Source organism: Curtobacterium sp. MCLR17_043, from assembly GCF_003224215.1.
GTDB lineage: Bacteria > Actinomycetota > Actinomycetes > Actinomycetales > Microbacteriaceae > Curtobacterium > Curtobacterium flaccumfaciens.
Map to the genome: position 1 here is coordinate 139424 of NZ_QKLH01000010.1, position 24669 is coordinate 164092.

Consider the following 24669-nt stretch of genomic DNA (forward strand, 5'->3'; position numbering starts at 1 on the left):
GCACGGACCCGACGGGCACACCCCACGCCCGAGGAAGAAGCACACGTAGCGATGGCACTGGAGATCGGCTCACTCGCGCCGGACTTCGAGCTCCCGAACCAGTTCGGTGAGCACGTCCGACTCAGCGACTTCCGTGGCAACCGCCCGGTCGCACTCGTCTTCTTCCCGCTGGCGTTCTCGTCCGGGTGCACGAACGAGCTCTGCACCCTGCAGGACAACATCACGATGTTCCAGGACCAGCGCATCGAGCTGCTCGGCATCTCGGTCGACTCGAAGGCGACGCTCCGCTCGTTCGCCGAGACGAACGGCTACGACTTCGAGCTGCTCGCCGACTTCTGGCCGCACGGCGCGGTCTCGAAGGAGTACGGCGTGTTCCTCGAGAACAAGGGCTTCGCCACCCGCGCGACCTTCGTCATCGACGTGCAGGGCCGCATCAAGGCCTCGATCATCACCGAGCCCGGCCTGCAGCGCGACGTCGCCGAGTACAAGGCGGCCCTCGACCGGCTCGCCGCCTGCTCGGCACCCGTCCCCGTCGGCTAGCGTTCCGAATCCCTCCTGACGGACGCGTCCGCGTCGACGGTCGGACAGGAGGCCCGGTGCACGCCATCGACACCGACCCGCGTGGTCACGGGGTCGCCGCTGATGCGTACGCCCCGTACCCGGTGCGCGTCACGCCCGGCGCCTGGGGGCTGACCCGCACGGTCGTGGAGGCCCAGACCGGGCCCGTCGTGGTGCACCACCGCGCCGGCCCGGACCCGCTCCTGCTGCTGCACGGCGTCGCGGGCTCCTGGTCGACGTGGACACCGTTGCTGCACGCCGCGGACGGGATCGGGGACCGCGGGCTGGTGCTCGTCGACCTGCCCGGTTGGGGGTCCTCGCCGGCTCCGGACGGTCCGCTCGGGCTCGACGCCGTCACGGGTGCCGTGTCGGCGGTCCTCGGTGCGCTGGGCCTCGGCGCGGTCGACGTGGTCGGGCACTCCATGGGCGCGTTCGTCGGGTTGCACCTGGCCGTGGTGGCGCCCGAGCGGGTGCGGTCGCTCGCCCTGGTGTCCGGCACCACGGTCGCGACCGCCGGTGCGGCTCGGCACCCGGTGCGGGCGCTCGGCACCCTGCCGGCGTTCACCCTGCTGCGTGCGGGCCTCACGATGACCGGTGGCGCCGCGCGTCCGCTGCTCCGGGGGATCGCGCGGATCGGTCTGTTGCCGCTCGTCGCGGCGCCGGTGTTCACGCACGTTCGACGTCTGGACCCGAGCGTGCTCGAGGCCTTCGTCGAGGAGCTCCGGCCGGAGCAGTTCACCGAGGCGGCACGGTCGGCGGCGGCGTACGACGTCGACCGGTGGCGTGCCGTCACCTGCCCGGTGACGGCGATCGCCGGACAGGACGACGTGTTCGCCCGCGTCTCGGACCTCGAGGCGCTGCGGGCGCTCGTGCCGCAGGTCCGGACGGTCCTGCTCCACGACTGCGGGCACTTCGCCCACGTCGAGCGTCCCGATGCCGTCGCGCGGGAGCTCGGCCTGCGCTGAGCCGACGTGGATGCGTGTGCATGTGGCGACACCACACGAGTCGTACGACGCGTGGATCGTCGGAACATGCACCCGCATCGGATGCGTGTGCATGTGGCGACACCACACGAGTCGTACGACGCGTGGATCGTCGGAACATGCACCTGCGCTGAGCCGGGCGGGGCGCGTCAGGTGTGGACGGGGAACGTCGCCGCGACGCGGGAGCGCACCTCGGCGACCACGGCCTCGCGCATCGTCGGGGAGAACAACGCGTGGTCGCCGTCCTCGACGCGGACGACGGACACCGAGCCGCGACGGTCGTCACCGGGCCAGCGCCGGACGGCCTTCTGCCCACCGAGCCGGTCGAACAGGGCGGCGTCCTCGGGGGCGACGATCACGACGACGTCGGTGCCGTGCTCGACGAGCGGGCGGACGTGGCCGACGACGCCGCCCATCCGGTCGCGGCGGGCGATGCGGTCGCGGACGGCCTTCGGCACGAAGCGGTTGTACCGCTCGCGTACCCACATCCGGGCGGGCGACGGGGCGTCGATCGCCCGGACCTCGTCCGCGTACGAGCCGGGCTCTGCCGGGACGCGACGGTAGTCGTTCGGGCTGATCTCGACGACCAGGCGCGGGGCCTCCTCGACGGCGCGGCCCGCGACCCAGGCGCCGGCGCACATGCCGACGAGCACGAGCCGGTCCGAGGGGGTGGCGAGTGCGGTGACGACGGCGGACTGGTCCTCCACCCACTCCTGGGCGAACAGGAAGCTCCGCTCGTCCTCGTGCACGCCGGTGCTCTCGCCGGTGGCACGACGGTCGACCCGGACGACCCGGGCGCCGTCGCGGGCGAGGGCGCGGGCGAGTTCGACCTGGTAGTCGGTGGCCCCCACGCGGTGCTCGGCGCCGCCGCTGTGGAGCACGACGACGGGGGCGTCGTGGTGCTGGGCGGACGAGACGGTCTCGATCCCGAACAGCCCCTGATCGCCGAGGTGCACGATCCGCTCCGACACGCGGCCGTCGACGTCGAGGACCTCGTCGAGGACGGGCGTGCGGACGGGCACCGCCGTCTCGGGCGCCCAGGTGTCGAGCCAGGCCACGACGGTGTCGACGGCGGCTCCGGGGATGCGGGCGTGGATGCTCGTGCCGTCGAGGAGCTCGGCGCTGCCGGTGACCTCGGTCACGTCGACGTCACCGAGGGGCCTCGGCGGCCGGGCGCCCGGACGGACGAGCGCGACGGTGGGCCCGGTGCGCGGGGCGAAGGCGAGGTCCGCGAGTGCGGCGGCCTCGTCCGGCTCGACGTCGAACCCGATGAGGCTCTCGACGCCGTCGACCACGCGGTCGGGACCGATCGTGATGGTCGCGAGGGCGCGCTGCCGACGGAGCCACCCCTTGCCCGATGCCGGGGCGTCCCAGACGACGAGGCCGTCGGTGTCCGCGGCCGCGTTCGCCGCGACGAGGGCCGCCGAGGCCAGCCCGACGAAGGCGACGTGCTGCACCCCCGTCGTGCGGAGCACGGCGGCGGCGTGGCGTGCGGACCGGACCTGCGCGTCGGGCGCGGTGTCGGGTGCGCCGTCACCACGTCCGGACGGGTCGTAGCGCACCGAGGCGATGCCACGGGCCTCCAGGCGGTCGGCCAGCAGACGGAGCGTGCGGTACGCGATGACGCCCTCCTGCCCGAGCGGCGGGCAGATCACGACGCCGGCGCGCGCGGCGGCGGGGAGCTGGACCGCTGCGCGGATCGCCGGCGATCCGGACCAGCCGTGCAGCGTGGTCACAGGGCGAGGGCGGCGCGGGCGGACGCCGGCCAGGCGTCGAGGTCCGTGCCGTGGGCGGCGAACAGGGCGATGGTGATGCGTTCCAGGCCGAACGCGATGCAGGCGCTGTGCGCGACCTGTCCGTCCTCGGTGCGGAGGCCGAACGAGGTGCCGAAGTGGTCCTCGTGCAGGTTCGCGGAGCTGATCGCGGTGGCGTCGTGGTCGGGGCCGTAGACCTTCGTCACGAACTCGAACTTGAGCGCCTGCTCGACCTGGTTGCGGGCGAGCATCTGCCCGACGCGGCCGAAGAAGGGGTCGTTGGCGGGGACGACGTCGATCTCGAGCCCGAACGACTCGAGCAGCGCGCGCATCACCGGGATGCTGCCGTCCCGGTGGGCCGCCGCGGACGCGGGGGTGCCGACGTGCACGAACTCGTGCATGTGGAAGGCCTGCAGGCGCATCGGGTCGAGCGAGGGCTCGCGGCGGAAGGAGTCGCCGAGGACGTCGAAGAACCGGCCCTGCTGCGGCACGGTGTCGCCGATCAGGCCGTAGACCGGGTGGCAGACCGCGGGGGTGAGCATGAGGTCGGCCGGCTCGAGGAACCCCTCCCAGCGCTCACCGCGCTCGCGGGCGGCGAGCAGTGCGCGGTGGGTGCGGTCGTCGCCGGTGAACCCGGAGATCGACGCGGCGAGGTCCGGGAACGACGCGATGTAGTCGGTGCGCTCGAACGACGCGAGCGGCTCGACCGGCGGGAAGCGCAGGACCTCGGCGCCGAGGTGCTGCTGGCTGCGGACCGCTGCGGCGTCGACTGCGGCGTACACGCGCTCGAAGACCCCGGTGCGGCCGTAGAGGCCGGGCGTGCCGAGGTCGAGGAGGACGCCGTCGGTGAGCAGGCGGGCGCGGAGGGCTGCGCGGGCGGCGTCGAGCGCGGCTGCGTCGGCGGCGGTGTCCGCGGTGGTGGTGTCGGTGGTGTGCGTGGTGGTGTCCGTGATCGTCACAGGATCACTCCCGTCATGATGGCCAGGTCGGCGTCGTTCTTGAGGAGACGGTCGTTGCTCACCATGACGGCGGCCCCGTGGGCGTCTCGGAGGTGTCGGGCGATGCTCATCGGACCCGAGGCGGCGTAGCCCGCGATCCCGACGATGCGCAGCGCCTTCGTGACGATGTCGGTGACGCGCTCGGACGCACCGATCTTCAGGGCGTTCGCGGCCAGGGCGTACGCGCTCGAGGCCAGCACGTCCGGGTCGTCGGCGGCGGCGTCGAACCGTTCGGCGGCGTGGCGCACCGAATCGGCGAGGGCCTGCAGGTCGACCAGGAGCTCGGCGAGCCGGAGGGCACCGGGCGGGGTCGTCCCGACGGCGGCGCGGGCCTGCTTCCGGACGGCGCTGCGGGCACGTTCTGCGGACGAGACCGCGATGCCGAGCCAGACCGAGGCCCAGAGCACGTGCGACACCGGCAGGACGGTCTGGGCGGAGATCGCGGCGTAGTCGTCGCGGAACACCCGGTCGGTCGTCGTCTCGGTGTCGAGGATCCACCCGTTGCTGCACGTGCCGCGGAGCCCCATGGTGTCCCAGGTGGACGTCTGCGACAGGACCATCGTGTCGGTGCGGCAGATGAGCAGTCGCTGGTCCGACGCCGGGGCGTCGGGGTCGCGACGGGCGGTGACGAACACCGCGTCGGCCTCGGTGGCGTACGAGATCACCGGCGCGTCCTTGCGCAGGCGGATCCGGCCGTCGTCGGTCGGCTCGATGGAACACGTGGACCGCCGGGCGTCGCCTCCGACGCCACGCTCGGTGGTGGCTGACGCGACGAGTGCCCCGCCCCGGACGGCCTCGATCGTCTCGAGCACGCCGGCACCGTCGCCGCCGTGCCGCCAGAGCGCCATGACCTGGCCCTGGTGCATCGCGAACACCATGCCGGTCGCGGCGCAGGCCCGGCCGAGTTCGGTCGCGATCGCGGAGAGCTCCGCCACGGAGGCACCCTCGCCACCGTGCTCGGTCGGCACCGCTGCAGCGAGCAGGCCGTACTCCCGCATCGCGGCGATGGCCTCGCGCGGGGGTCGGGCGTCGCGGTCGACCTCGTCGGCGAACTGTGCGGCGACCTCGGCCACCGCGCTCGCACGCTCGGCGAAGCGGTCGACGACCGACGGTGCCGGCAGGACCAGGGTCACGAGGCGAGCTCCGCCGCGGCGGTGATCGACTCGACGCTCGCGAAGGTCGACCGGTTCAGCACCGAGTCGGGGAACTCGACGTCGAGGTCCGACTCCACCGCGAGCATCACGTTGACGGTGGCGTGCGAGGTCAGGCCGAGGGCGTAGAGGTCGGCGATCGACGCGACGTCCCACGCGTCGACCGTCAGCCTGCCGTGCTCGGCGAGGGCGCGACGGACGGCCCGGTCGGTGGCCGTGTCGGCGATCGTCGCGGTGCTGCTGGAGGGGTTCGGGTCCTGTTCCATGACTGCAACCGTAAAGAGGAACGGCCCTCGGGAAACCGCCGTGCAGGTGCGGGAAACCGCACCCCTGTCCGGAGCGCCGGGTCAGCGCTCCGAGAGGGCCACCGCCGTCGCCACCGCGAGCCCCCGTTCGTGTGCCAACGAGACCGCGATCGGGCCGCACCCGATCGACTCCGCCAGGGCCGCGGCCGCTCCGGACAGCTCGACCGTGGGGGCACCGCCGGCGTCGAGCACGACGGCGACGTCACGCAGCGGGATCGCCTGGTCCGGAGCCGGCCGGAGCAGTTTCACCACGGCCTCCTTGCCGGCGAACCGGGCAGCGAGGCGCTCCGGGTCGTCGCCCGTGTCGGTGCGTTCCCGCAGGGTGAACACCCGGTCCAGGTACCGCTCGCCGTGGGCCGCGACGGCGTCGACGACGTCCTCGACCGCTGCGAGGTCGGTACCGGTGCGGATGGTCATCACGAGGAGCAGGCTACGCAGCACTTGTCCACAGTGCATGCCCTGACCGGCATGGGGGACACCGCGGGTTCGTATGATCGTCGCCAGGGACCACCGAGGGGGAACGATGGCATCACCGTGGACGGGCATCATCGAGGACGCGCGGCACTACCCGTCGCCGCACAACTCGCAACCGATCGTCGTGCGCGTCGAGGACGACCGCACCGCGACCGTGTTCTACGACCTGCGACGGGGGTTGCCGGCGGAGTCGTTCGGCATCCCGTTCGGGCACGTCTGCGCCGGGGTGTTCCTGGCGGGGCTCGACGTGGTGGCACGGGCGCACGGGTTCACCGTGCAGGAACGGCTCGACCACGCCGAGATGGACTTCGGTCGACTCGGCGACGGTCCGGCGCACGACGGGACGGCGCACGACGGGACGGCGGACGACCACCTGCACCGGCTCGGCACGGTGACGTTGCGTCCGCACGTGGTCACCGCGGACGACCGGGAGGCCCTGGCCGGCTTCCTCGCACGGCGCACCTCACGCAGGCCCTACGACGCAACGCTCGTCGACGCCACCGCGATCGAGGCCGCGTCCGCCATCGCGTCTGCTGCCGGGCAGCGCTTCCGCACCACCGACGACCGGGCCACCGTCGACGAGATCGTGCGCGTCAACCAGGAGACCCTGTTCGACGACCTGCAGCACGACGCCGTGCACGACGAGATCCTGCACTGGCTGCGGTTCTCGAAGCGACAGGCAGCGGCCACCGGTGACGGGCTGTCCGCCGAGACGATGCTCATGCCCGGCCCGGTGCTCCGGTTCGCCATGGAACACCGCGGACTCTGGCAGGCCCCGGGCATCGGCGGGGTCTTCCGCACGGTGTACCTGTCCACCATGCGGGGCGTCCGACAGCTCGCCTGGCTCGAGGGACCGTTCAGCACCCCGGCCGAGTACGTCGAGGCCGGACGGGTCTTCATGCGCATCTGGCTCGAGTTCTCCGCACGCGGCATCGCCATGCACCCCTTCGGCACCGTCATCACCAACCCGCGGTCTCACGCCGCGTTCGTGGAACGTGCGGGCGTCGACGAGTCCGACGGGCGGATGGCCTGGATGCTGTTCCGCTTCGGACACAGCGACCCACCACCCCTGGCACACCGCCGACCCGCAGCAGCGATGACCGTGGGCGGTGCCCGGTGAAGCGCGCAGCGGTGTTCTCGGTGGTGTGGGTGGTCGAGACCTTCGTCGCACTGTTCATGCCCCGCGTCGGCACCCACAAGCTCCTGCTCACGCCCGGCATCGAGCCGCTCCGCTGGACCCTCGGACGCTGGCGCGCCTGGCGGACCGCGGAACGGGCTGCGAAGCGGGTCCCCGCGTACCGCGCGTTCCTGGCGGAGTCGGGACGGGCCTCCAGGCTCGACACCCGTGGCGGGATCGCCGCAGCGATCTCGGGACTGCCCGAGATGGACAAGGACTCCTACGTCAAGCGCTGGAGCATCCCCGAGCGCTGCATCGACGGACGCCTGCCCCGACGCGGCGTCGTCGTCGACGAGTCCAGCGGGTCGAGCGGCACCCCGACCAGCTGGGTGCGCGGCCCCGACGAACGCCAGGCCACCCGACAGCTGCTGCAGCTCGGGTTCTCCCGCACCGCCAAGGACCTGTCGAAGCAGCCGTTCGTGCTCAACGCCTTCTCGCTCGGGGCCTGGGCCACCGGGATGAACGTGACCGCCTCGCTCACCGAGTCCTCCATGATCAAGTCGATCGGCCCGGACCGCGACAAGATCGTGCAGACGATGCGCGAGTTCGGCACCGACTTCACCTACATCATCTGCAGCTACCCACCGTTCCTGAAAGCCCTGTTCGAGGACGACCGGCTCGACTGGAGCCAGTACACGATCGTCGCCGCGTTCGGGGGCGAGGGCATCAGCGAGAACATGCGCGCCCACATCGAGCAGTACGCGCAGGCCGTGCTCGGCTCCTACGGGGCGAGCGACCTCGAGATCAACCTCGGCATCGAGACGCCGTTCAGCGTGCAGCTCCGCCGGGCGATCGCCGCCTCACCGGAACTCTCCGCCGCCCTGACCAAGCAGGGCGAGTACGGGGTGCTGCCGATGGTGTTCCAGTTCAACCCGTTCGGCTACCTGATCGAGACGAACGACCTCGGCGAACTCGTCGTCACGATCGCCCGCTCCGAGAACATCAGCCCACGCATCCGCTACAACATCCACGATCGCGGACACGTGGTGCGGATGAAGGAGCTGCGGTCCGTGCTGCGGGCGACCGGACACGCGGCGCTCGCCGCGGAGGCCGAGCTCGACCTGCCGCTGCTGTTCCACTACGGCCGGTCCGACCTGTCCGTCGACTACAACGGCGCCGTCGTCGCACCCGACGTGGTGCGGGACGTCGTGTACGGCGACCCGGAGCTGCTCGAGGCCGTCGAGAACCACCGGCTGATCAGCTACGAGGACGACCGCGGTGACCGGCAGCTGCACATCGCGTTCCAGCTCGCCTCAGGTGCCGGCGGGTTCGACGCCGATGCCGCTCGCGGAGCCGTGATCGTCGAGCTGCGGCGGTTGAACAAGGACTTCTCGAACGCGATCCGCACGGCGCCGCCCGGCACGCTGCCGACGGTCGCGTTCTACCCGTACCGGACGGGACCGTTCCGCGAGGACGGCAAGAAGCTCAAGAACGAGTACGTGTGGCAGCTGCCGGCCGGGTCGGTCGAGCAGTGGGACCTGGACCTGTCGTGGGTCGCGGCGAAGGAGGCCTGAGCCGAGCCGGTTCCGGCGCTAGTCGTACTGCGGCGGCCACTCGAAGGGCGCCGGCAGGTGCGGGACCTCGCCGACGGTCGTGACGACGAGGACGATCTGGCGCAGGTCCGTGAGCTCGATCGAGCGCGGGTTGCCGATCCTCCGGTGTCCGTCGACCCACACCGTCAGTTCGCCGCGCAGGCCACCGACGTGCTCCGGACCGAGCGAGACACCCCACTCGTCGAAGAACTGGCCGAGCGTGAACGTCTGCTCCGTCGGGGACTCGACGTGCACGATGCCCGACGTGTCGTGCGTGTGGATCTCGGCGGCGAACTTCCGGCTGTCCGAGTGCCCGACGTTCGCCGGGACGGTCACCGGTTCGTTGCCGTCCAGGATCGTCAGGTGCGTGTGCACGTGCTCGGCCAGCCGTTCACCCCAGACGTTCCGGAGCCCCGCGGACTCGGCGCGGGCCGTCAGATCGGTCGGCCGTGGCCAGGGCGGAGCGTCGCGGGCGGTGGCCGGTCCGGATGCGGCGCACCCGGACAGCAGCAGGAGTGCGGCCACCGCGACCGCGACGCTCCGGCGTCTCACCAGCGGTCGTGGACGCTCGCGCGGAACCACGTGTCGTACAGGTCGTGCACGGTGGCGTCGAGCCCCTCGATCGGCGGCAGGTCGCCGGCGGCGGCGTTCGAGCGCGCCTGCTCCGGGTTGCGCGCGCCGGGGATCGCCGCGGTGACGCCGTCCTGGGCGATGATCCACGCGAGCGCCGCCTGCGGGACCGAGACGGCGTCCGGCAGGGAGGCCGCGAAGGTCTGCGCGGCGCGCACGCCGTCGTCGTAGTCGACGCCGCTGAAGGTCTCGCCCTGGTCGAAGGCCTCGCCGTTGCGGTTGTAGTTGCGGTGGTCGCCCTCGGCGAACGACGTGTCGGTCGTGTACTTGCCGGAGAGCAGCCCCGAGGCCAACGGGACGCGCGCCAGGATGCCGACCCCTGCCTCCAGGGCGGCCGGCAGCACGCGGTCGAGCGGCTTGAGGCGGAACGCGTTGAGGATGATCTGGACGCTCGCGACGCCGGGCCGGGCGATCGCGGTGAGGGCTTGGTCGGCGGTCTCGACGCTGACGCCGTAGGCGGCGACCGAGCCGTCGGCGACGAGCGCGTCGAGGGCGTCGTAGACGGCGTCGTCCTCGTAGACCGGGGTCGGCGGGCAGTGCAGCTGCACGAGGTCGAGGGTGTCCTGCCCGAGGTTCTTCCGCGAGCGGTCCACCCACTCGCGGAAGTTCGCGGCGACGTAGTTCTCGGGGACCTGGTCGGCGCGACGGCCCATCTTCGTGGTGATCGTCAGCGGCACGTCGGGGTTCGCGGCACGCCACGCGCCGATGAGCTGCTCGCTCCGGCCGTCGCCGTAGACGTCGGCGGTGTCGAACAGGGTGACGCCCGACTCGACGGAGGCGTCCATGACGGCGTTCGCGTCGGCTTCGGAGACGGGACCCCAGTCACCGCCGAACTGCCAGGTGCCGAGACCGATGGGGGAGACGGAGCGGCCGGTGCGGCCGAGGGTGCGACTCTGCATGGATCCGAGCGTAGTCAGAGGCGCACGGGCGGGGTTCAGCCGGGCAGGGTTCAGCCGCGCGGGGTTCAGCCGATCGTGGCGACCCCGCGGCGCAGGAGCGCTCGCGCTGCCCGCGCGCGGGGGATGACCCAGACGGCTGCCCACAGGGCCATCGCACTCCAGAGCAGGATGAGCATCGTCGTGATGAGCGTGCCGTGCTGGTCGCGCATCGACCAGGTCATCGCGATCCACAGCACGCCGAGGACGACCTTGCCCCAGCCGGCGCCCTCGCGGTCGGCCTGTGCCTGCACGAGCGGGATCCACTGGTCTGCCGGCACACCCGCGGGCACCTGGCCGTCGGCGATCCACTCGCGGACGACGATCGACCCCTCGTAGCCGCCCTCGGCGCGCCAGGCGCGGCGCTGCAGGACGACGGCGATCGCGGCACCAGCCACGGCGGTCGGGACACCGGCCGAGACCAGGACGGTGGTGGTCGCCTCGGTCCACGAGGACAGGACCAGCATGACCAGGACGACGGCGAAGGCCGCGCCCGTCACACCGGCACCGAGCAGGCGGAGCCGCCCGGCTTCGTCGAGGACACCGACTCCGACACCGTTCACGGGGGAGAGCGTACCTGCGGTGATCGGGGGCCGGGCTGTTCGTCAGCCCAGTGCCAGCAACCAGCACATGCCGGCGGCGGCGAAGGCCATCGCCCAGCTCACCAGGCTGCCGATGAGGAAGTACTCGGCCTGGTACCCGGTCGTCTCGCGGCGGATCTCGGGGAACCGGACGATCCCCTTCGCGGCGATCAGCGCCGCCACGACGGGGAAGGCGCCGGCCAACGAGAACCCGGCCAAGAGCAGGCGCTCGATCGGACCGATCATGCGTCCGCCCTTGAGGGTGACCGTGCCGTCCGTGTCCGTGTCCGTGTCCGTGTCTGCCCCGGGTGCCCGGGCGGTGCGGCGCCAGTCGAAGCGCTTCCGGCGGGTCGGTTCGGCCGCCACTGCACCGAGCCGTGCGTCGGGCGACAGCCCCGGCGGCAGCGCCTGGGCGACGACCACGTTGGCCGAGTCGACCAGGAACAGTGCGGACCCGATGCCGGCGACGAGCGCCGCGAGCGGCACCGCTCCGACGAACGCCGGGCCGGCGTCACGGTGCCAGTCGACCACGAAGCCGGAGGCGTCGGCAGCCGGTACCCAGAGCAGCAGCACGGCGACGGCGACCGCGAGCAGGACGGCCGGCCAGGACCCGGAGCGTCGGAGCCAGGGGAGTGCCTGATCCCGACCGCCGGGTGCGCCACCGGACCGCACCGGGATCGTCGTCGCGACCCACAGGGCTGCGAGGACGACCGCGACCAGCACCGACCAGACCGCGAGGCCGAGGCCGAGCACCGCCACGGTCGTCACGACGGCCCAGAGCAGGACGATCGCCGTGGTGGTCAGCACGCGCCGAGGTGCCGCATCGGTCCCGGTCCGTGCGCGGACGACGTCGGCGAGCCCGACGAGGGTCAGGAGGACTCCGGCGAGCATCAGCGGCCCCCGTCCCCGAGGACACGCAGCCCCTCGACCAGGGCGGCGACGCCCGACTTCTGCACGGACTGGGACACCGCCGACGGGGTGATCCCCTCGTCCGCGGCGATCTGCGCCTGCGTCCGACCCTGCACCAGACCGAGTGCGATCCGGCGGGCACGGGGCGCGAGCCGCGAGACGACGTGGTCACGGCTGAGGAAGTAGGCGTTCACGAGTCGCTCCGTCGTTCCGTGGCGGTCGTCGGCGTCGTGGTACCAGGACCGCAGGAACGCGGTCCGGCCGTCCTCGCGCCGGTGGGTCTCGTTGATGGCATCCCGCGCCGACCACCAGCCCGGGCCGTCCTGCAGCGGGCCGGTGCCGCCGGTGCCGATCGTCCGGACCTGCCCGCGGCCGATGCCGAGGCGGATCTGCACGGTCGGGGGGAGTGCGAGGGTCGCGGCCGTCGTCGCGACGAGGGCGTCGGTGAGCGTGGCGTAGATGACCTGGAACTCGTCGCCGACGGTGGCGCGGAGGGGGTCGAGTGCGGTGACGTCCGCGGTACTGTCGAAGGCGTGCTCGACGTCCTGCTGGGCTGCGGAGCGGTCCTCGAGCGTGCGGGAGTCGACCAGGTCGACGATCACGGCGATCACGGGCTCGGACTTCATGGGTTAAGCGTAGAGCTTCATATCGTGGAAAGTAAGTCCGGGGCTAAACTTCATCGGCTGCCGCGACGCCCTAGGATCGTGGTGAGGGCCTTTAGCTCAGCTGGTAGAGCGCCACGTTTACACCGTGGATGTCGTCGGTTCGATCCCGGCAGGGCCCACCGAGCCACCGCTGGCCGGTCTCCCACCAGCACCGGCCAGTGATCAGTCAGTCGCTGAGGGGCGACAGCCATTCGGCTTCGAGGTCGCCTTCGACGAGGTCCGCGAGCTTGCCGAAGTAGTCCTGCATGTGCGGCTGCTGCACGTGGCGCGCGATGTCCGCCCCGGAGGACCACCGCTCGTAGAACGCGAACGCCCCGGGCTGCTCCTTCGTGGTGTGCACCGAGTACTGCTCGTAGCCGTGCTCGGATCGCACCGCGGGGATGATCGCGCGGATCGCGTCTTCGAGTTCCTGCTCCTTGCCTGCCCGGGCGCGGGCGAACCCGTAGACGGCCACCGGGGTCGTCGAGGCCAGGACGTCGGCGGGCATCAGGCCATCGGGGACGGTGTCTTCGGTCGTGCTCATGGTGACTGCTTCCTTCGTGTCGTTGCCGTCCCGAACGAGTGCTCCGGACGTCGCCAACGCTAGGAGCGGCCGGTGTGACGTTCAATGCCCATGAGGACCAGTTTCATGTCCGCAAGGACCATCCGGAACGGCTCTCTGGTCCGTTCGGGAAGTCAGGCGTACATTCGTCGACGTGGACGTCCTCTCCGAAGTGCTCGACGTCTCCGGAGTCCGGGGAAGTGCCGGCGCCCGGATCGCGGCCGCCGGGGACTGGGGCGTGGAGTGGGTCCGGGATCGCGACGCCGTCGTCTACGCGGTCACTGCCGGTGTCGCCTACCTGACGGTCGAGGGCGGTGCCTCGAGGCTCCTGACGACGGGCGACGTCGTCGTCCTCACCACCGGCGCCGCCCATGCGCTAGCCAGTGCGCCCGGCGTCGGCATCCACTCCTGCGACGTCGCGGCCGCCGACGAGGCACGCCGGGGTGGTGGCCTCCTGCGTCTGGGTGACGGGGACGAGCAGACCCAGATCCTGGGCGCTTCGTACTCGCACGACCCCGCTGGATCCACACCGGTCTTCGCCCTGCTTCCTCCGGTGATCCACCTCCGGGCCCAGCAGCTGGACGCGCGCCTCGCGGACATCGTCCGACTCATCGGGCACGAACTCGCTCGTCCCGGCCTCGCGACCCACCTCGTCCTCGATCGTCTCGTCGACGTCCTCCTCGTCGCGATCCTGCGGACCTGGCTCGCCTCCTCGCCGGAACCCGGCGCCTCGTGGTGGGGAGTCCTCCGCGACCCGCTCCTGATGCGCGCTGTCACGAGGATCCACGACGCTCCCGGTCACCCCTGGACGACCGAGGCGCTCGCACGCGAGATCGCGACGTCGAAGCAGACGCTGGTGCGCCGCTTCCGGACGTTCGCAGGCACCACGCCGGGGGAGTACCTCACCCGCTGGAGGATGAACCTCGCAGCGCGTCGACTCCGTGACACCGACGACGGCCTCCAGAAGATCGCCGCCGACGTCGGGTACACCTCCGTCTACGCGTTCAGCCGAGCGTTCAGCCGTGAACGGTCGCTCCCGCCCGGGCGGTACCGAACGGTCACCCGCGCAGGTGAGCGGCCCGTTTGACGGGTGCACTACTCGCTGATCGTCGATGTGCTTGCCGTGCCCATGGACAGCAGGATCAGCGCGCGCGCCGTTGCAGAGCCGGCCTCGCAGCCGTAGACGACGAGCTGCAGGCCGGGTGACCCCTCGACGGCGAAGGTGTGGGCGTCGAACTCCAGCCGCCCGACCTCCGCGTGCTCGAACTGCTTCGCGGTGGTCGTCTTGCGCCGTACTCGTTGCGTGCTCCACCGTTCGGCGAACTCCGGGCTGGCGTCGTTCACTTCCGCGATGAGACGGAGGAGGCGCGGGTCACTCCCGAACTCCGCGGTCGCCGCCCGCACGCTCGCGACGGTTGCGTCTGCGGCGCGGGTCCAGTCGGCGTGGAAGTGCCGCGCCGTCGGGTCGAGGAAGGTCATCCGCACGAGGTTGTCGAGCCGTCCGAAGGGTGCGTACACTGCACGGGCCAGGGCGTTCGCGGCGAGGACCTCGTGCGCGGGGTCGATCACGAACGCGGGGTGCGTCGACCACGAGTCGAGCAGCTGCCCGAGAGCCGGCGTCACCGACGTCGCCACGCGGGGGAGTCGCGGGGAAGCAACCAGCCCTGCCAACGCGAACAGGTGGGCGCGCTCGTCGCCCTCGAGCTCGAGCCCGTCGGAGATGCCCTCGAGCACGGCGGCGCCGGGGCTCACCTCCCGCCCTTGCTCGAGGCGTGTGTAGTAGTCGACGCTGACGCCGCCCAGCACCGCGAGTTCCTCCCGGCGGAGTCCGGGCACCCGGCGGACACCGCCGCCTGGCAGTCCGAGCGACTCCGGGGTGAGGCGGCCGCGGACCGCGCGCAGGTACGCGGCGAGGGTGAGGTCGTCGGCGGGCATGGGCACGGGACCAGGGTAGGTGGCAGGAGCGCCGCCTCCCTGGTCCTGCCGCACCCCGGCAGGACAGGGCGATGGTCCGGGACTGCGCGGCGTCGAGGCTGGGAGCATGGACACCAGCAGCGCACCCCAGCCCGTTCACCCCTACCTCGGCCTCTGGGTCACAGCCGATGGCGGTATCCGCCACGAGCTGCGGCCCGACGGCCGCTACGTGGAGGCCCGAGGCGACCGTGAGGCGGCGTACGTGGGCACCTACGAGGTCGACGGCGACCACATCGACTACCGAGACGACACCGGCTTCACCGCGGACGGCGACTTCAGGGACGACGTCCTGCACCACGCGGGCATGGTGCTGCGCCGACGGAAGGTCGTCCTCGTGACGGGCGCCTCGAGCGGCATCGGTCGCGCGGCGGCGATCCGCCTCGCCGCGGCCGGCCATCCCGTCGTGCTCGGGGCCCGGCGCACCGACCGGCTCGACGAGCTCGTCACCGAGATCGAGGGGGCGGGCGGTACGGCGATGGCAGTGCCGCTCGACGTCACCGCTCTCGCCTCGGTGCAGGAGTTCGCGGCTGCTGCCCAGGCACGCTTCGGGCGGATCGACGTGCTCGTCGCGAACGCCGGCGTGATGCCGCTTTCGCCCCTTGCCGCAGGCCTCGTCGACGAGTGGGACAGGATGATCGACGTCAACGTCCGCGGCCTCCTCCACAGCATCACGGCGACACTGCCCACGATGCTCGCGCAGGGCACGGGCCACGTCGTGACGATCGCATCCGTCGGTGCCTACGACGTCTCGCCCACGGCTGCCGTCTACTGCGGCACGAAGTTCGCAGCACGGGCGATCACCGAGGGGTTGCGTCAGGAGTCACCGCGCGGAATCCGTGTCACCACCGTGTCGCCCGGAGTCACCGAGTCCGAGCTCGCCGCAACGATCACCGACGCCTCCGCCGCCGCCGCGATGGTCGTCTACCGTGCCGAGTCGATCTCCGCCGACGCGATCGCCCGCGCCGTTTCCTACGCGGTGGCCGAGCGACCCGACGTCGACGTCAACGAGATCGTCGTGCGGCCTGCGGCCCAGCGTTGAGTTGCTCCGCAGTGTCGCAGCGAGCCGCCGGGCGCGGCCCGACGCGTGGCTGTCACCCCGAGAGAGCCATGTCTCGATCGGCGATCCTCATCGAACGCGAGAGGCTCGGCGTGCCCGGTGTGTGAGGGTGATCGCGGCGAGAGCGAGGACGATCGCTGCCGCTGCGGCTGCGGCTGCCCACCTGCCGCGCAGCGAGCGCCGACTCGTACTGCCGTTTCGTCAGGACGACATCGGAGCCCTCGGGGGTCGGCCAGAAGAACCCCGGCGCAACCTGGCCGGCCTCGACGGTCGCTCCGACGCAGATCACGAGTGCAACAGCGCTCAGCGCGATGAGGGCGATCGCCCACCAGCGTGGGGCTGGTCGACGCGTCATGGGATCGCGGTAGCGGTCCTCACCGATCACCCTGCGTCCGGTAGCGTCATGCTCCATGACCGAGATGCAGCGACGCAGTCTGCTCGAACGGCTGATCGGCAAGCCCCTGCCGTGGCTCGTTTGGGTGTGGGCGGTCATCGCGCTGGTCTGGCTCGTCCTGGCCGTCGTCGAACCGTCAGGGTTCCACACGCAGATGGCGGTCCTCTGGATCATCCTCGCCGCCGTGCAGATCGGCTCGGTGTCCTACGCCCGTGCGCAGGCGCGGAAGCGTGCTCGGAACGCAGGCGACGACTCGTAGCTGGCCCGACGCCCGCGCCCGGCACACGTCGCTCGCGTCGCAGGGCTGCACTTCGTCGTGCTCCGGAGATCGCTCCGCGGGTCTGGACAGACCCCGGACGTGTGACCCGCGCGGCGCGCCGCCGCTGGGACCCGTAGGCTCCGAGGCGGACCCACCGGTGCACGGGGCGCACGGTGGGAGCCAAGGGGGAACCACGTGTCCATCACATCCAGGATCACCACCGCGGGGACGGCGACCGTGATCGTCGTGCTCGCGCTCTCCGGCTGCGCCAAAACCGGCACCACGGCACCGGGGGTGGAACGGGCCACACCACGGTCGTCGGCACCGACACAGGCACCGACACCGACGCCGGCACCGACGGAGACGCCGACCGCGCCGGCCACCGCCGACTCCGTCACGAAGGACCTCACGTTCGAGGACGGCGACGCGCTCTCGGCGAGCACGCTGCCCGCGTTCGGGCTCGAGGTCTCGGCGCTCGACGGCTGGGAGCAGACCGGCGAGGATCCGACCACCGGGTCGCGGGAGTACACGAACGCCGACGGCTCCGTCGCGACGATCACGCAGCAGCGGCTCACCGACCTCGATCCGACGATCGGGGACCGTGCCGCCACCGAGCAGCTGTTCACCGCGGCAGGGCTCCCGGCCGACCGGCTCGAGGAGCAGCTGCTGCCGACGATCACCGGCGGCACGGCGCAGTTCCTGTCGATCGCCGGGCACAACACCGACGGGTCCTGGTCTGCGACGGTCGCGCGCGCCTTCGCGAAGCCCGGGGCCGCGCTCATCGTGAAGGTCCGGACGACGTCGCAGGATGCGCTCCGCCCCGACCTGCACGACATCCTGGTCAACGCGCAGGTGGTCGTCGCCTAGCGATCCGAGCCGGTGCGACGGGTCGCCCGACGGTCCGGGGCATCGAGTCGCCGCGACGGCTCCGTAGGCTGAGTCGTCGTGCGCCGCTCCGTCCGTCTCCTGACCGTCCTCGTGATCGTCACCGTGTTCGCCGTCGGGGTCCTGGGGACGGTGGTGTTCATCCAGCGTGTGCTGGCGGATCCGGCAAGCGACGTCGCCTGGGTCGGCACCGTCCGGGCGGCGGGACTCATCGTCATCGGGGTCATGCTGACGCGGCTCGGACGGCGAGCGATGCCCGCGGCCGTCGAAGCGATCGACCTGCGCGCCGACGCCGGTCCGGTGCGGCCGCTCACGGTCGTGGTGTGGGTCGTCCTCGGTGCCACCATCTACTCGATCCTGCGCGGCTGGACGGTGAACGTCCCCGTCGCGGCGGCCGTCGGCGCGATCGTGGTGGCGTTGCCGTTCGTCGAACGCTTCCTGGACCGGGTGCTCGCCCGGCAGACGGCCGGCGACGACACCGACACCGACACCGCGACCCGGGTTGCACCGGTGGCACCCGCCGGGACCGCCGCCGACGCGTGAGACAGCAAGCGAGACGGCACGCGGGACGGACGTGAGACGGTCACGAGACGAGACGGGAGGCCCGGTGCCAGCTGGCACCGGGCCTCCCGTCCGTCGTGGACGCGACCTGACCGCCCCTGCCGACCCACGCGGGTCGGCCCCCCTCAGCGCTCCGCGCGCCCGGCGAAGCGGTACCGGAACCCGGGCACACCGTCCGCGGTGACGACCACGTCGTAGTACCCCCACTCGTCGAGCGGCCAGTGCATCGTCTTGTGCCCGGAGCCGCGGACGTGCGCGGTCTCGCGGTGCTCCACGAAGTCGTTGGCCACGAGCACGAAGCGGAGCTCGGCCCGGCCGGTGTTCTCGAGCAGGAGCTGCAGGGTGCGCCGACCGCGGGTGTCCCGGACGACCGAGACGTGCGGGACGCCGCCGGTCGCCCGACCACCGACCGCGACGGTGCCGGCGAAGCGCCGGAGGAACCGGTCGGGTCCGTAGACGCTGACGTCGTAGGCACCGGCGGTCGTCGTGGTGTCCCATGCCCAGTCGGCGGTGGCGCCCACGGGGACGGTCTTCGGGTGGGCGGCGAACGGCATCGCGGTGTTCGGGTAGACCAGGAAGTTGACCCCCTGGCGACCGTCGTTCGCGAGCGTCACGGTGACCCGACCGGTGCTCCGGTCGACGGTCGCGTCCGCGTGCTGCCGGTAGGGCAGCCTCCGGCGGCGGACGGTGCCGGGCTCCTGGACGGGCACGGTCTGCGCGCCGATCGCGGGTTCCTCGACGGGCGGCTTCGCCTGGTCGGCGTCGGCGGCCGCCACCAGCGCGCGGGTCTGCTCGATGCCGGGGACGACGTCGGTACCGGGGATGCTCGGGTCGGGGGCGCTGAAGTCGAAGCAGCTGGTCAGGTCTCCGGAGACGGTCCGTCGCCAGTCGGAGATGTTCGGCTCGCGGACGCCCGTGACGCGTTCGAGGAACTGGATCACGGACGTGTGGTCCGCCACCTGCGAGTTGACCCACCCGCCCCGGCTCCACGGGGACACCACGGTCATCGGCACGCGCGCACCCATGCCGATGGGCAGGCCGTCGACGTACTCGTCGGGGGTGCCGGGTTCGGCGAACGGGGGGACGACGTGGTCGAAGTACCCGTCGTTCTCGTCGTAGTTGACGAGCAGGACGGTCGAGGCCCAGGTGTCCGGGTTGCTGAAGAGCGCCTGCACCACGGCGTTCGTGTAGTGGGCGCCGTAGTCCGGGCTGGCGGCCGGGTGCTCGCTCCAGCCGTAGGGGGCGACGACGTACGACACGGTCGGCAGGCTGTTGGTCGCGCAGTCCTGCCCGAACTGGCTGAGCAGGTGGGTGACGTCGAGGCCCTTGCCAGAGTTCGGCTTCCACCCGTCGTGCAGCCCGGCACGCGCGGCGAGCTCCTGCTGGGCGGGGTCGGAGGACGCGAGCGCACGGTGGTACTGCTCGAACAGCCAGAGCGGGTTGTCGCCGTAGTCGCCGACGTACGGGTCGGCTGCGCTGTCACCGACCTCGTCGTTGGCGTAGGTCTTCCAGGTGACCCCGGCCGCCTGCAGTCGTTCGGCGTAGGTGGTCCAGGTGAACACCGGTTCGTAGTCCGCCGGGTTGTCGGTCGCCGGTCCGCCCTGGGCGCCGCGAGGGTCTATCGTGCCGGACCACTGGTACAGCCGGTTCGGCGTCGTGGGCCCGTTGAGCGAGCAGTGGTAGTCGTCGCAGACCGTGAACGCTCCAGCGAGTGCGCGCTGGTAGGGGATGTCCTCACTCGTGAAGTAGCCCATCGTCTGGGCGCTCTTCGCGTCGACCCACCGGTTCCAGGCACCGCCGTTCCACGCTGTGTGCCCACCGCCCCAGGAGTGGTCGAGGCCGTCGGCGTTCTGCGCGTTGAACCGGGTGGTGTCGAGCCGGAACGGCAGCATGGCGCCGCCGTCGGTCCGGGCCGCCGCCGGCTGGTGGAAGACGTCGTGTCCGGTCGGCAGCTCGAGCGCCTGCTTGTCCGAGAACCCGCGGACCCCGGGCATCGTGCCGTAGTAGTGGTCGAACGACCGGTTCTCCTGCATGAGCACGACGACGTGCTTCACGTCGGCGATCGTGCCGGTGGGGACGGCACGGGCGGTCGCGGCGCTGGCACGGGCGGCCGTGCCCGGGCCGAACGCAGACCCGGCGGCGACACCGGCCATGATCGCGGCTGCTCCGCCGACCAGGACCGTCCGGCGACTCAGGCCGGGGCGGACCGCTGCGGTGTACGCGGCGTCCGGGGTCAGCGGTGGTGCGGCGTCCAGGCTGACGTCGGGTGCGCCGTGTTCGGGCTTCCTCGTGCTCATCGCAGGCCTTCCAGGTCGGTGGGAGTGCGGGCGCCGCGGGGGAGGAGCACCCGTCAGCATGACAACGAGGTGCGCTGAACCGTGCCTTGCCCGGCCGTGGCGGCGGGGTGAACGCGTCCGGTGGAGTCGGGATCGACCTGTCCAGGTGCACCGAGGCTGGGCCCTGTGGTTCCGGTGTCGATCCCACGAGAACTCCGACGCACCTGGACAGCTCGGCCGCAGCGGGGGAGGATCACCGGGTGCGACCACTGTTCCGGGACATCGCCGAGGACCTCGCCGACCGGGTGCTCCGCGGTGAGTTCGACGCCACGGGTGTCCTGCCGGCCGAGCACGACCTGGCGGCCGACTACGCCGTCGCGCGCGGCACCGTGCGGAACGCGCTCGAGCTGCTCCGCGACCGGCAGGTCCTGACGGCACGTGCCGGCTCCCGCTGGCGCGTCCGCACCACGACGCTCGGCCACGACGCCGGCGCGCTCGAGTCCTTCGGCCAACTGGCGAGGGCCCGGGGGCACGAGCCCGGCGGTCGGGTCGTGGCGGTCGAGGAACGGCCGGCCACCGTGCGCGAGCGGCGCCTGTTCCGCGCCGCGCACGACGAGCCCGTCCTGCACGTCGTGCGGGTGCGCTCCCTCGACGGTGTGGACGTCATGCTCGAGCGCACCGCCTACGCGCCGTGGGTCGCCGCCGTCATCCGGACGATCCCCGGCGGGCAGACGTCGGTGTCGGCGACCCTGGAGGACCGGTTCGGCATCCGGGTCGGTGCCGCCGTCACCACCGTGGACGCGCTGCTGGCGGACGACGCCGACGCCGCGCTCCTCGGGCTCCGGCCCGGCGCGGCCCTCCTGCAGGTACGTCGGTCCAGCACCGCCGAGGACGGCCGCCCGCTCGAGGCGGGCGACGACCGGTACGTTGCCGGGACCGTGCCGCTCCGGATCCGGACGGCGTCCGCACCGGCACCGCGGACCGGCACCGGGCACGACGACGCGGGGTGAGACGGACGGGAGGCCCGGTGCCAGCTGGTACCGGGCCTCCCGTCCGTCTCCACTCGACCCCACGACGTGGGCCGGCAGGCGGGGTCAGCGTTGCTGTGCGTCGTCCGCGGCGGCGGCCGCCGCCAAACCGGCCTCGATGACGTCGACGGGGTCCGGCAGGGCCGCGATCGACGCCGCGACCTGACGGCTGCGGGCGCGGTGGGTCGGAGACGTCAGGACTTCGTGGACCGCCCGACGGATCGCCGCAGGATCGACCCGTCGTCGCTCGACGCCTCGGCCGTGGCGGCGAAGACCGCCGGCGGCACGGCGCCGGACGCGGGGACCTTCATCCTCGACCTCATCCCGTCGAGCGTCGTGAACGCGTTCGCGACCAACGACATCCTGCAGGTGCTCGTCTTCGCGGTGTTCGTCGGCGCGGCGATCGCCGCCATTGGCAGTGACCGTGCGCGGCCGCTCGTGCGGGGCCTCGACCTGTGCCTCGAGGTCGTCTACCGGATCCTGGGCTGGGTGATGCGTCTGTCGCCGCTCGGTGCGTTCGGGGCGATGGCGTACGTGGTCGGGCGGTACGGCATCGACACCCTGGGGTCGTACGGGCTCCTCATCGCAGCCTGCTACGGCGCGGCGGCGGTGTTCATCGTGGCGCTGCTCGTCGGCGGGCGGCTGCTGTCCGGGGTGCCGATCTGGCGGTTCGTCTGGCACACCCGCGCCGAGTTCGGGCTTGCCCTGGGCACCGCGTCGACCGAGGCCGTGCTGCCGCGGATGATCACCCGGCTCACCGAGGTCGGCGTCTCACGGAGCGTCGCCGGGCTCGTCGTGCCGACGGGGTACTCGTTCAACCTGGACGGGGCGGCGATCTACCTGTCGATCTCGCTGCTGTTCCTGACCCAGGCGTTCGGGGTGCCGCTGACGCTCGAGCAGCAGGTGGCCGCACTCGGGGTGCTGCTGCTGACGTCGAAGGGCATGGCCGGGGTGCCGGGCTCGTCGTTCCTGGCGCTGTCCGCGACGGCGACGAGCCTCGGGCTGTTCCCGGTCGCGGGCGTCGCGCTGCTGCTCGGTGCCGACCGGATCATGGACGCGATGCGGGTGAGCGTCAACCTGCTCGGCAACTGCGTCGCGACGCTCGTGGTGGCGCGGTGGCAGGGCGAGCTCGACCGTGAGCGGGTGGATGCGGTGCTGCGGCCCGGGCGCGGGGTGCGGCCGTCGTCGGAGCTGGAGCCTGCTGCGGGTGCATCGGGCGGAGTGGCGGTGTCGACGCCGGCTCGGTGAGGGCTCGGGGCGCGCTCGCGGCGCGGTCAGCGTTCGAGGACGGCGCGCTGCTGGTCGTACTGCTGGCGGGTCCGGTGGCCGCCCATCTTGCGGACGACTGCGCCGGAGGGGTCACGGGTGATGCGCCACCAGATCGCGGTGCAGAGCGCGTCGACCGGGACGATCGCACCGAGTCCGACCAGGAGCTGCCGACCGAGGTCCGTGCGCCACGGCAGCCCCGAGACCTCGAGCGCGGTCACTACGAGCAGGCACACCACGATGGTGATCGGGCTGAGCCAGAGCTTCCGCACGGAGCGCTGACGCGCCGAGTCGAGTTCCGGCAGCAGTGCCAACGGCAGCGTCGAACCGATGTGCTCGCGCGGCTCGCCACCGACGATGACGGCGGTCGGGCCGGGGGTGGGAGCTGGGTCGTCCGCGTCCGTGGCGGGTCGCCACACCACGTCGTCCAGGAACTCGACCTCGTCGTCGATGCGGAACCAGCCGCCTTCGAAGCCGTCGGCAGCGGCGTCGGGATCGGCGCGAGGCGTGGTCGTGGTCACGTCGGTCATCTTGGCAGCAACCAGGGCTGCTCCGGCACCACCGATTCGGGGGTGGGCGGAGGCGTCGCTCGGGCCCCGATCGCGTTCTGCTGACAGGATGGTCCGGACACCACGGGGGCGGGGGCCGGCATGGGCACGGAACAGCAGGACTGGCGAGACCAGCGGACGGGCCCGACGACGGGGCGGGGCAACGCGATCGCCATCGCGCTCGTGCTGCCGGTGCTGCTCGTCGTGAGCTGGGCGGTCCAGATCGGGGCGTACCTGGCGCGCGACTTCGGGTCGATGGACGACCGGCTCGGAGCAGGGGGCGTCCTGACGCGGCTGGTCATCGGCGCCGTGCTCGCCGTGGGGATCCCTGTGGCGGTGCTCGTCGTGCAGGTCCGGGCTCGCCGGCGTGAACCGCGCCACTCACTGGTCGCCGTCGTCACGGCGATCGTCGTGCTGGTCATCGCCGTGCCGTGGAACGGCCTGGTCCTGACGTCACAGGTGCGGAGCATGGCCGCCGATGCCCGGCAGTGGGCGCAGCCGGCGACCGCCGCCGAGCGGCACTTCGCCGACGGTGACGCCCGGGCCACACTCGAGCGGATCGGGGACCGCACCGTGCGGATCCTCGGCGGCGACCGGAAGTCCGCCTACCGCGATGGTGAGCGAGCCGGTGGTGCGTACAGTGAGGAGTGCCAGCTGTCGAACGCGCACCAGGGAGTCCGGTGGCGGTACTGGTACCACCCGGGGGAGTACACCGACGAGCACGGCAAGGAACTCCTGCCCGAGGACCACACGCTGATCGAGGGCGCCAACCGCGACGTGGACCGCGTCCGCGCGTACTGGGAGTCCGAGGGCATCGACGCACGGTCCGAGGCGGACATGGTCCCCGACCAGATCTCGCCGGCCGCAGACTGGCTCGAGAGCACCTCGTCGTACACGCGGCCCGGTCCGGATGTCGACTTCAGCACGATCTGCCTGGTGCGCTGAAGGTACGCCCCGTGGTGGGGCCTCCGGGCAGATGCGTCGTGGGGCCCCTTGCCCTGCCCTCGTCGGGGTATGCGTCCATCGCCTCGACCCAGCTGCCGTGCCCGGGCTCATCCGCTCTCCGTGGACGATCCCGCGCGGGGCACCGTCGCCGGAACCTCTTCCAGACCAAGTGTCTGGACACTGTTCACGCGGACGGATTCGGGCGGGGGGGGGGGGGGGGCGCCTCTCGGAGTGCCCGGAAGCCGATGGGTAAAGGGGGGGGGGCGGGGGAAGGGGGGCCGCT

Annotated in this window: 26 protein-coding genes, 1 tRNA gene and 1 pseudogene; 13 read left to right on the forward strand and 15 right to left on the reverse strand. The window is 72.2% G+C overall.

The window, feature by feature from the left end:
- Positions 1-51 precede the first annotated feature (51 nt).
- Both DEJ03_RS11430 and DEJ03_RS11435 read left to right on the forward strand, forming a co-directional pair.
- Positions 52-540, forward strand: a complete 489-nt coding sequence (locus DEJ03_RS11430; protein ID WP_071248033.1) for a peroxiredoxin — start codon at positions 52-54, stop codon at positions 538-540.
- Positions 541-596: 56 nt separating this feature from the next.
- Positions 597-1523 carry an alpha/beta fold hydrolase gene (locus DEJ03_RS11435; protein WP_181422687.1) on the forward strand — a complete coding sequence of 309 codons (927 nt, stop codon included), beginning with the start codon at positions 597-599 and terminating at the stop codon, positions 1521-1523.
- Positions 1524-1690: 167 nt separating this feature from the next.
- Here DEJ03_RS11435 and DEJ03_RS11440 read toward each other — a convergent pair whose 3' ends face one another.
- The 5 genes from DEJ03_RS11440 to DEJ03_RS11460 form a co-directional block, all read right to left on the reverse strand.
- Positions 1691-3277: an alpha/beta fold hydrolase gene (locus DEJ03_RS11440; RefSeq protein WP_110864672.1), complete on the reverse strand. Its 1587-nt coding sequence runs from the start codon at positions 3275-3277 to the stop codon at positions 1691-1693.
- Positions 3274-4254, reverse strand: coding sequence for an amino acid--[acyl-carrier-protein] ligase (locus DEJ03_RS11445; RefSeq protein ID WP_204166209.1), 981 nt, complete (start codon positions 4252-4254; stop codon positions 3274-3276). The genes DEJ03_RS11440 and DEJ03_RS11445 overlap by 4 nt, the downstream gene beginning before the upstream one ends.
- Entirely contained in the window at positions 4251-5426 is a 1176-nt protein-coding gene (locus DEJ03_RS11450) for an acyl-CoA dehydrogenase family protein (protein WP_071405339.1), read from the reverse strand. Before DEJ03_RS11450 ends, DEJ03_RS11445 begins: the two co-directional genes overlap by 4 nt.
- Complete coding sequence (locus DEJ03_RS11455) at positions 5423-5710, reverse strand: acyl carrier protein (protein ID WP_110864673.1); 288 nt, start codon at positions 5708-5710, stop codon at positions 5423-5425. The genes DEJ03_RS11450 and DEJ03_RS11455 overlap by 4 nt, the downstream gene beginning before the upstream one ends.
- Before the next feature lie 81 nt (positions 5711-5791).
- Positions 5792-6166, reverse strand: a complete 375-nt coding sequence (locus DEJ03_RS11460) for a holo-ACP synthase (RefSeq protein ID WP_181422688.1) — start codon at positions 6164-6166, stop codon at positions 5792-5794.
- 106 nt (positions 6167-6272) lie between these two features.
- On the opposite strand from DEJ03_RS11460, the gene DEJ03_RS11465 reads away from it, so the two are divergent.
- Both DEJ03_RS11465 and DEJ03_RS11470 read left to right on the forward strand, forming a co-directional pair.
- Positions 6273-7343, forward strand: coding sequence for a hypothetical protein (locus DEJ03_RS11465; protein WP_110864674.1), 1071 nt, complete (start codon positions 6273-6275; stop codon positions 7341-7343).
- Positions 7340-8914 carry a CoF synthetase gene (locus tag DEJ03_RS11470; protein ID WP_258370775.1) on the forward strand — a complete coding sequence of 525 codons (1575 nt, stop codon included), beginning with the start codon at positions 7340-7342 and terminating at the stop codon, positions 8912-8914. Before DEJ03_RS11465 ends, DEJ03_RS11470 begins: the two co-directional genes overlap by 4 nt.
- Before the next feature lie 18 nt (positions 8915-8932).
- Here DEJ03_RS11470 and DEJ03_RS11475 read toward each other — a convergent pair whose 3' ends face one another.
- From DEJ03_RS11475 to DEJ03_RS11495, 5 genes are all read right to left on the reverse strand, one after another.
- Positions 8933-9484 carry a hypothetical protein gene (locus tag DEJ03_RS11475; protein WP_110864675.1) on the reverse strand — a complete coding sequence of 184 codons (552 nt, stop codon included), beginning with the start codon at positions 9482-9484 and terminating at the stop codon, positions 8933-8935.
- Positions 9481-10461 carry an aldo/keto reductase gene (locus tag DEJ03_RS11480; RefSeq protein ID WP_110864676.1) on the reverse strand — a complete coding sequence of 327 codons (981 nt, stop codon included), beginning with the start codon at positions 10459-10461 and terminating at the stop codon, positions 9481-9483. Before DEJ03_RS11480 ends, DEJ03_RS11475 begins: the two co-directional genes overlap by 4 nt.
- Positions 10462-10526: 65 nt before the next feature.
- Positions 10527-11060, reverse strand: coding sequence for a hypothetical protein (locus DEJ03_RS11485; protein WP_110864677.1), 534 nt, complete (start codon positions 11058-11060; stop codon positions 10527-10529).
- A gap of 42 nt (positions 11061-11102) precedes the next feature.
- Complete coding sequence (locus tag DEJ03_RS11490) at positions 11103-11969, reverse strand: hypothetical protein (RefSeq protein WP_110864678.1); 867 nt, start codon at positions 11967-11969, stop codon at positions 11103-11105.
- Positions 11969-12613 (reverse strand): SatD family protein, encoded by a 645-nt coding sequence (locus DEJ03_RS11495; protein WP_110864679.1) that lies wholly within the window; start codon positions 12611-12613, stop codon positions 11969-11971. The genes DEJ03_RS11490 and DEJ03_RS11495 overlap by 1 nt, the downstream gene beginning before the upstream one ends.
- A gap of 85 nt (positions 12614-12698) precedes the next feature.
- On the opposite strand from DEJ03_RS11495, the gene DEJ03_RS11500 reads away from it, so the two are divergent.
- Positions 12699-12771 (forward strand) — tRNA-Val (locus DEJ03_RS11500).
- 47 nt (positions 12772-12818) lie between these two features.
- Here the strand turns inward: DEJ03_RS11500 and DEJ03_RS11505 are convergent.
- Complete coding sequence (locus tag DEJ03_RS11505; protein ID WP_110864707.1) at positions 12819-13175, reverse strand: putative quinol monooxygenase; 357 nt, start codon at positions 13173-13175, stop codon at positions 12819-12821.
- A gap of 172 nt (positions 13176-13347) precedes the next feature.
- On the opposite strand from DEJ03_RS11505, the gene DEJ03_RS11510 reads away from it, so the two are divergent.
- Entirely contained in the window at positions 13348-14280 is a 933-nt protein-coding gene (locus tag DEJ03_RS11510; RefSeq protein WP_110864680.1) for an AraC family transcriptional regulator, read from the forward strand.
- A gap of 8 nt (positions 14281-14288) precedes the next feature.
- On the opposite strand, the gene DEJ03_RS11515 is transcribed toward DEJ03_RS11510, so the two are convergent.
- Positions 14289-15128 (reverse strand): helix-turn-helix transcriptional regulator, encoded by an 840-nt coding sequence (locus DEJ03_RS11515; protein WP_110864681.1) that lies wholly within the window; start codon positions 15126-15128, stop codon positions 14289-14291.
- Between the two features lie 106 nt (positions 15129-15234).
- Between DEJ03_RS11515 and DEJ03_RS11520 the strand changes: the two genes are divergently transcribed.
- Positions 15235-16206 (forward strand): SDR family NAD(P)-dependent oxidoreductase, encoded by a 972-nt coding sequence (locus tag DEJ03_RS11520; RefSeq protein WP_110864682.1) that lies wholly within the window; start codon positions 15235-15237, stop codon positions 16204-16206.
- A gap of 52 nt (positions 16207-16258) precedes the next feature.
- Here DEJ03_RS11520 and DEJ03_RS17965 read toward each other — a convergent pair whose 3' ends face one another.
- Positions 16259-16636 (reverse strand): hypothetical protein, encoded by a 378-nt coding sequence (locus DEJ03_RS17965; protein WP_110864683.1) that lies wholly within the window; start codon positions 16634-16636, stop codon positions 16259-16261.
- Here DEJ03_RS17965 and DEJ03_RS11530 point away from each other — a divergent pair.
- The 3 genes from DEJ03_RS11530 to DEJ03_RS11540 all read left to right on the forward strand — a co-directional run bounded on the left by DEJ03_RS11530 (position 16635) and on the right by DEJ03_RS11540 (position 18305).
- Positions 16635-16877, forward strand: a complete 243-nt coding sequence (locus tag DEJ03_RS11530) for a hypothetical protein (protein ID WP_110864684.1) — start codon at positions 16635-16637, stop codon at positions 16875-16877. The genes DEJ03_RS17965 and DEJ03_RS11530 overlap by 2 nt on opposite strands.
- A gap of 195 nt (positions 16878-17072) precedes the next feature.
- The gene (locus DEJ03_RS11535; RefSeq protein WP_146237704.1) at positions 17073-17744 is read left to right on the forward strand and encodes a hypothetical protein; all 672 of its coding nucleotides are present in this window, start codon (positions 17073-17075) and stop codon (positions 17742-17744) included.
- 78 nt (positions 17745-17822) lie between these two features.
- The gene (locus tag DEJ03_RS11540) at positions 17823-18305 is read left to right on the forward strand and encodes a hypothetical protein (RefSeq protein ID WP_110864686.1); all 483 of its coding nucleotides are present in this window, start codon (positions 17823-17825) and stop codon (positions 18303-18305) included.
- 143 nt (positions 18306-18448) lie between these two features.
- On the opposite strand, the gene DEJ03_RS11545 is transcribed toward DEJ03_RS11540, so the two are convergent.
- A complete protein-coding gene (locus DEJ03_RS11545) occupies positions 18449-20620 on the reverse strand; it encodes a phosphocholine-specific phospholipase C (protein WP_110864687.1) in 2172 nt (723 codons plus the stop codon).
- Positions 20621-20859: 239 nt separating this feature from the next.
- Here DEJ03_RS11545 and DEJ03_RS11550 point away from each other — a divergent pair, with 239 nt between their 5' ends.
- Complete coding sequence (locus DEJ03_RS11550; protein WP_146237705.1) at positions 20860-21609, forward strand: GntR family transcriptional regulator; 750 nt, start codon at positions 20860-20862, stop codon at positions 21607-21609.
- A gap of 249 nt (positions 21610-21858) precedes the next feature.
- A pseudogene (locus tag DEJ03_RS11560) lies at positions 21859-22875 on the forward strand (cation:dicarboxylate symporter family transporter); the annotation flags it as partial.
- Positions 22876-22901: 26 nt separating this feature from the next.
- Here DEJ03_RS11560 and DEJ03_RS11565 read toward each other — a convergent pair.
- Positions 22902-23414: a hypothetical protein gene (locus DEJ03_RS11565; RefSeq protein WP_146237706.1), complete on the reverse strand. Its 513-nt coding sequence runs from the start codon at positions 23412-23414 to the stop codon at positions 22902-22904.
- 129 nt (positions 23415-23543) lie between these two features.
- Here DEJ03_RS11565 and DEJ03_RS11570 point away from each other — a divergent pair, with 129 nt between their 5' ends.
- Positions 23544-24386, forward strand: a complete 843-nt coding sequence (locus DEJ03_RS11570) for a hypothetical protein (protein WP_110864690.1) — start codon at positions 23544-23546, stop codon at positions 24384-24386.
- The last annotated feature ends 283 nt before the right edge of the window (positions 24387-24669 follow it).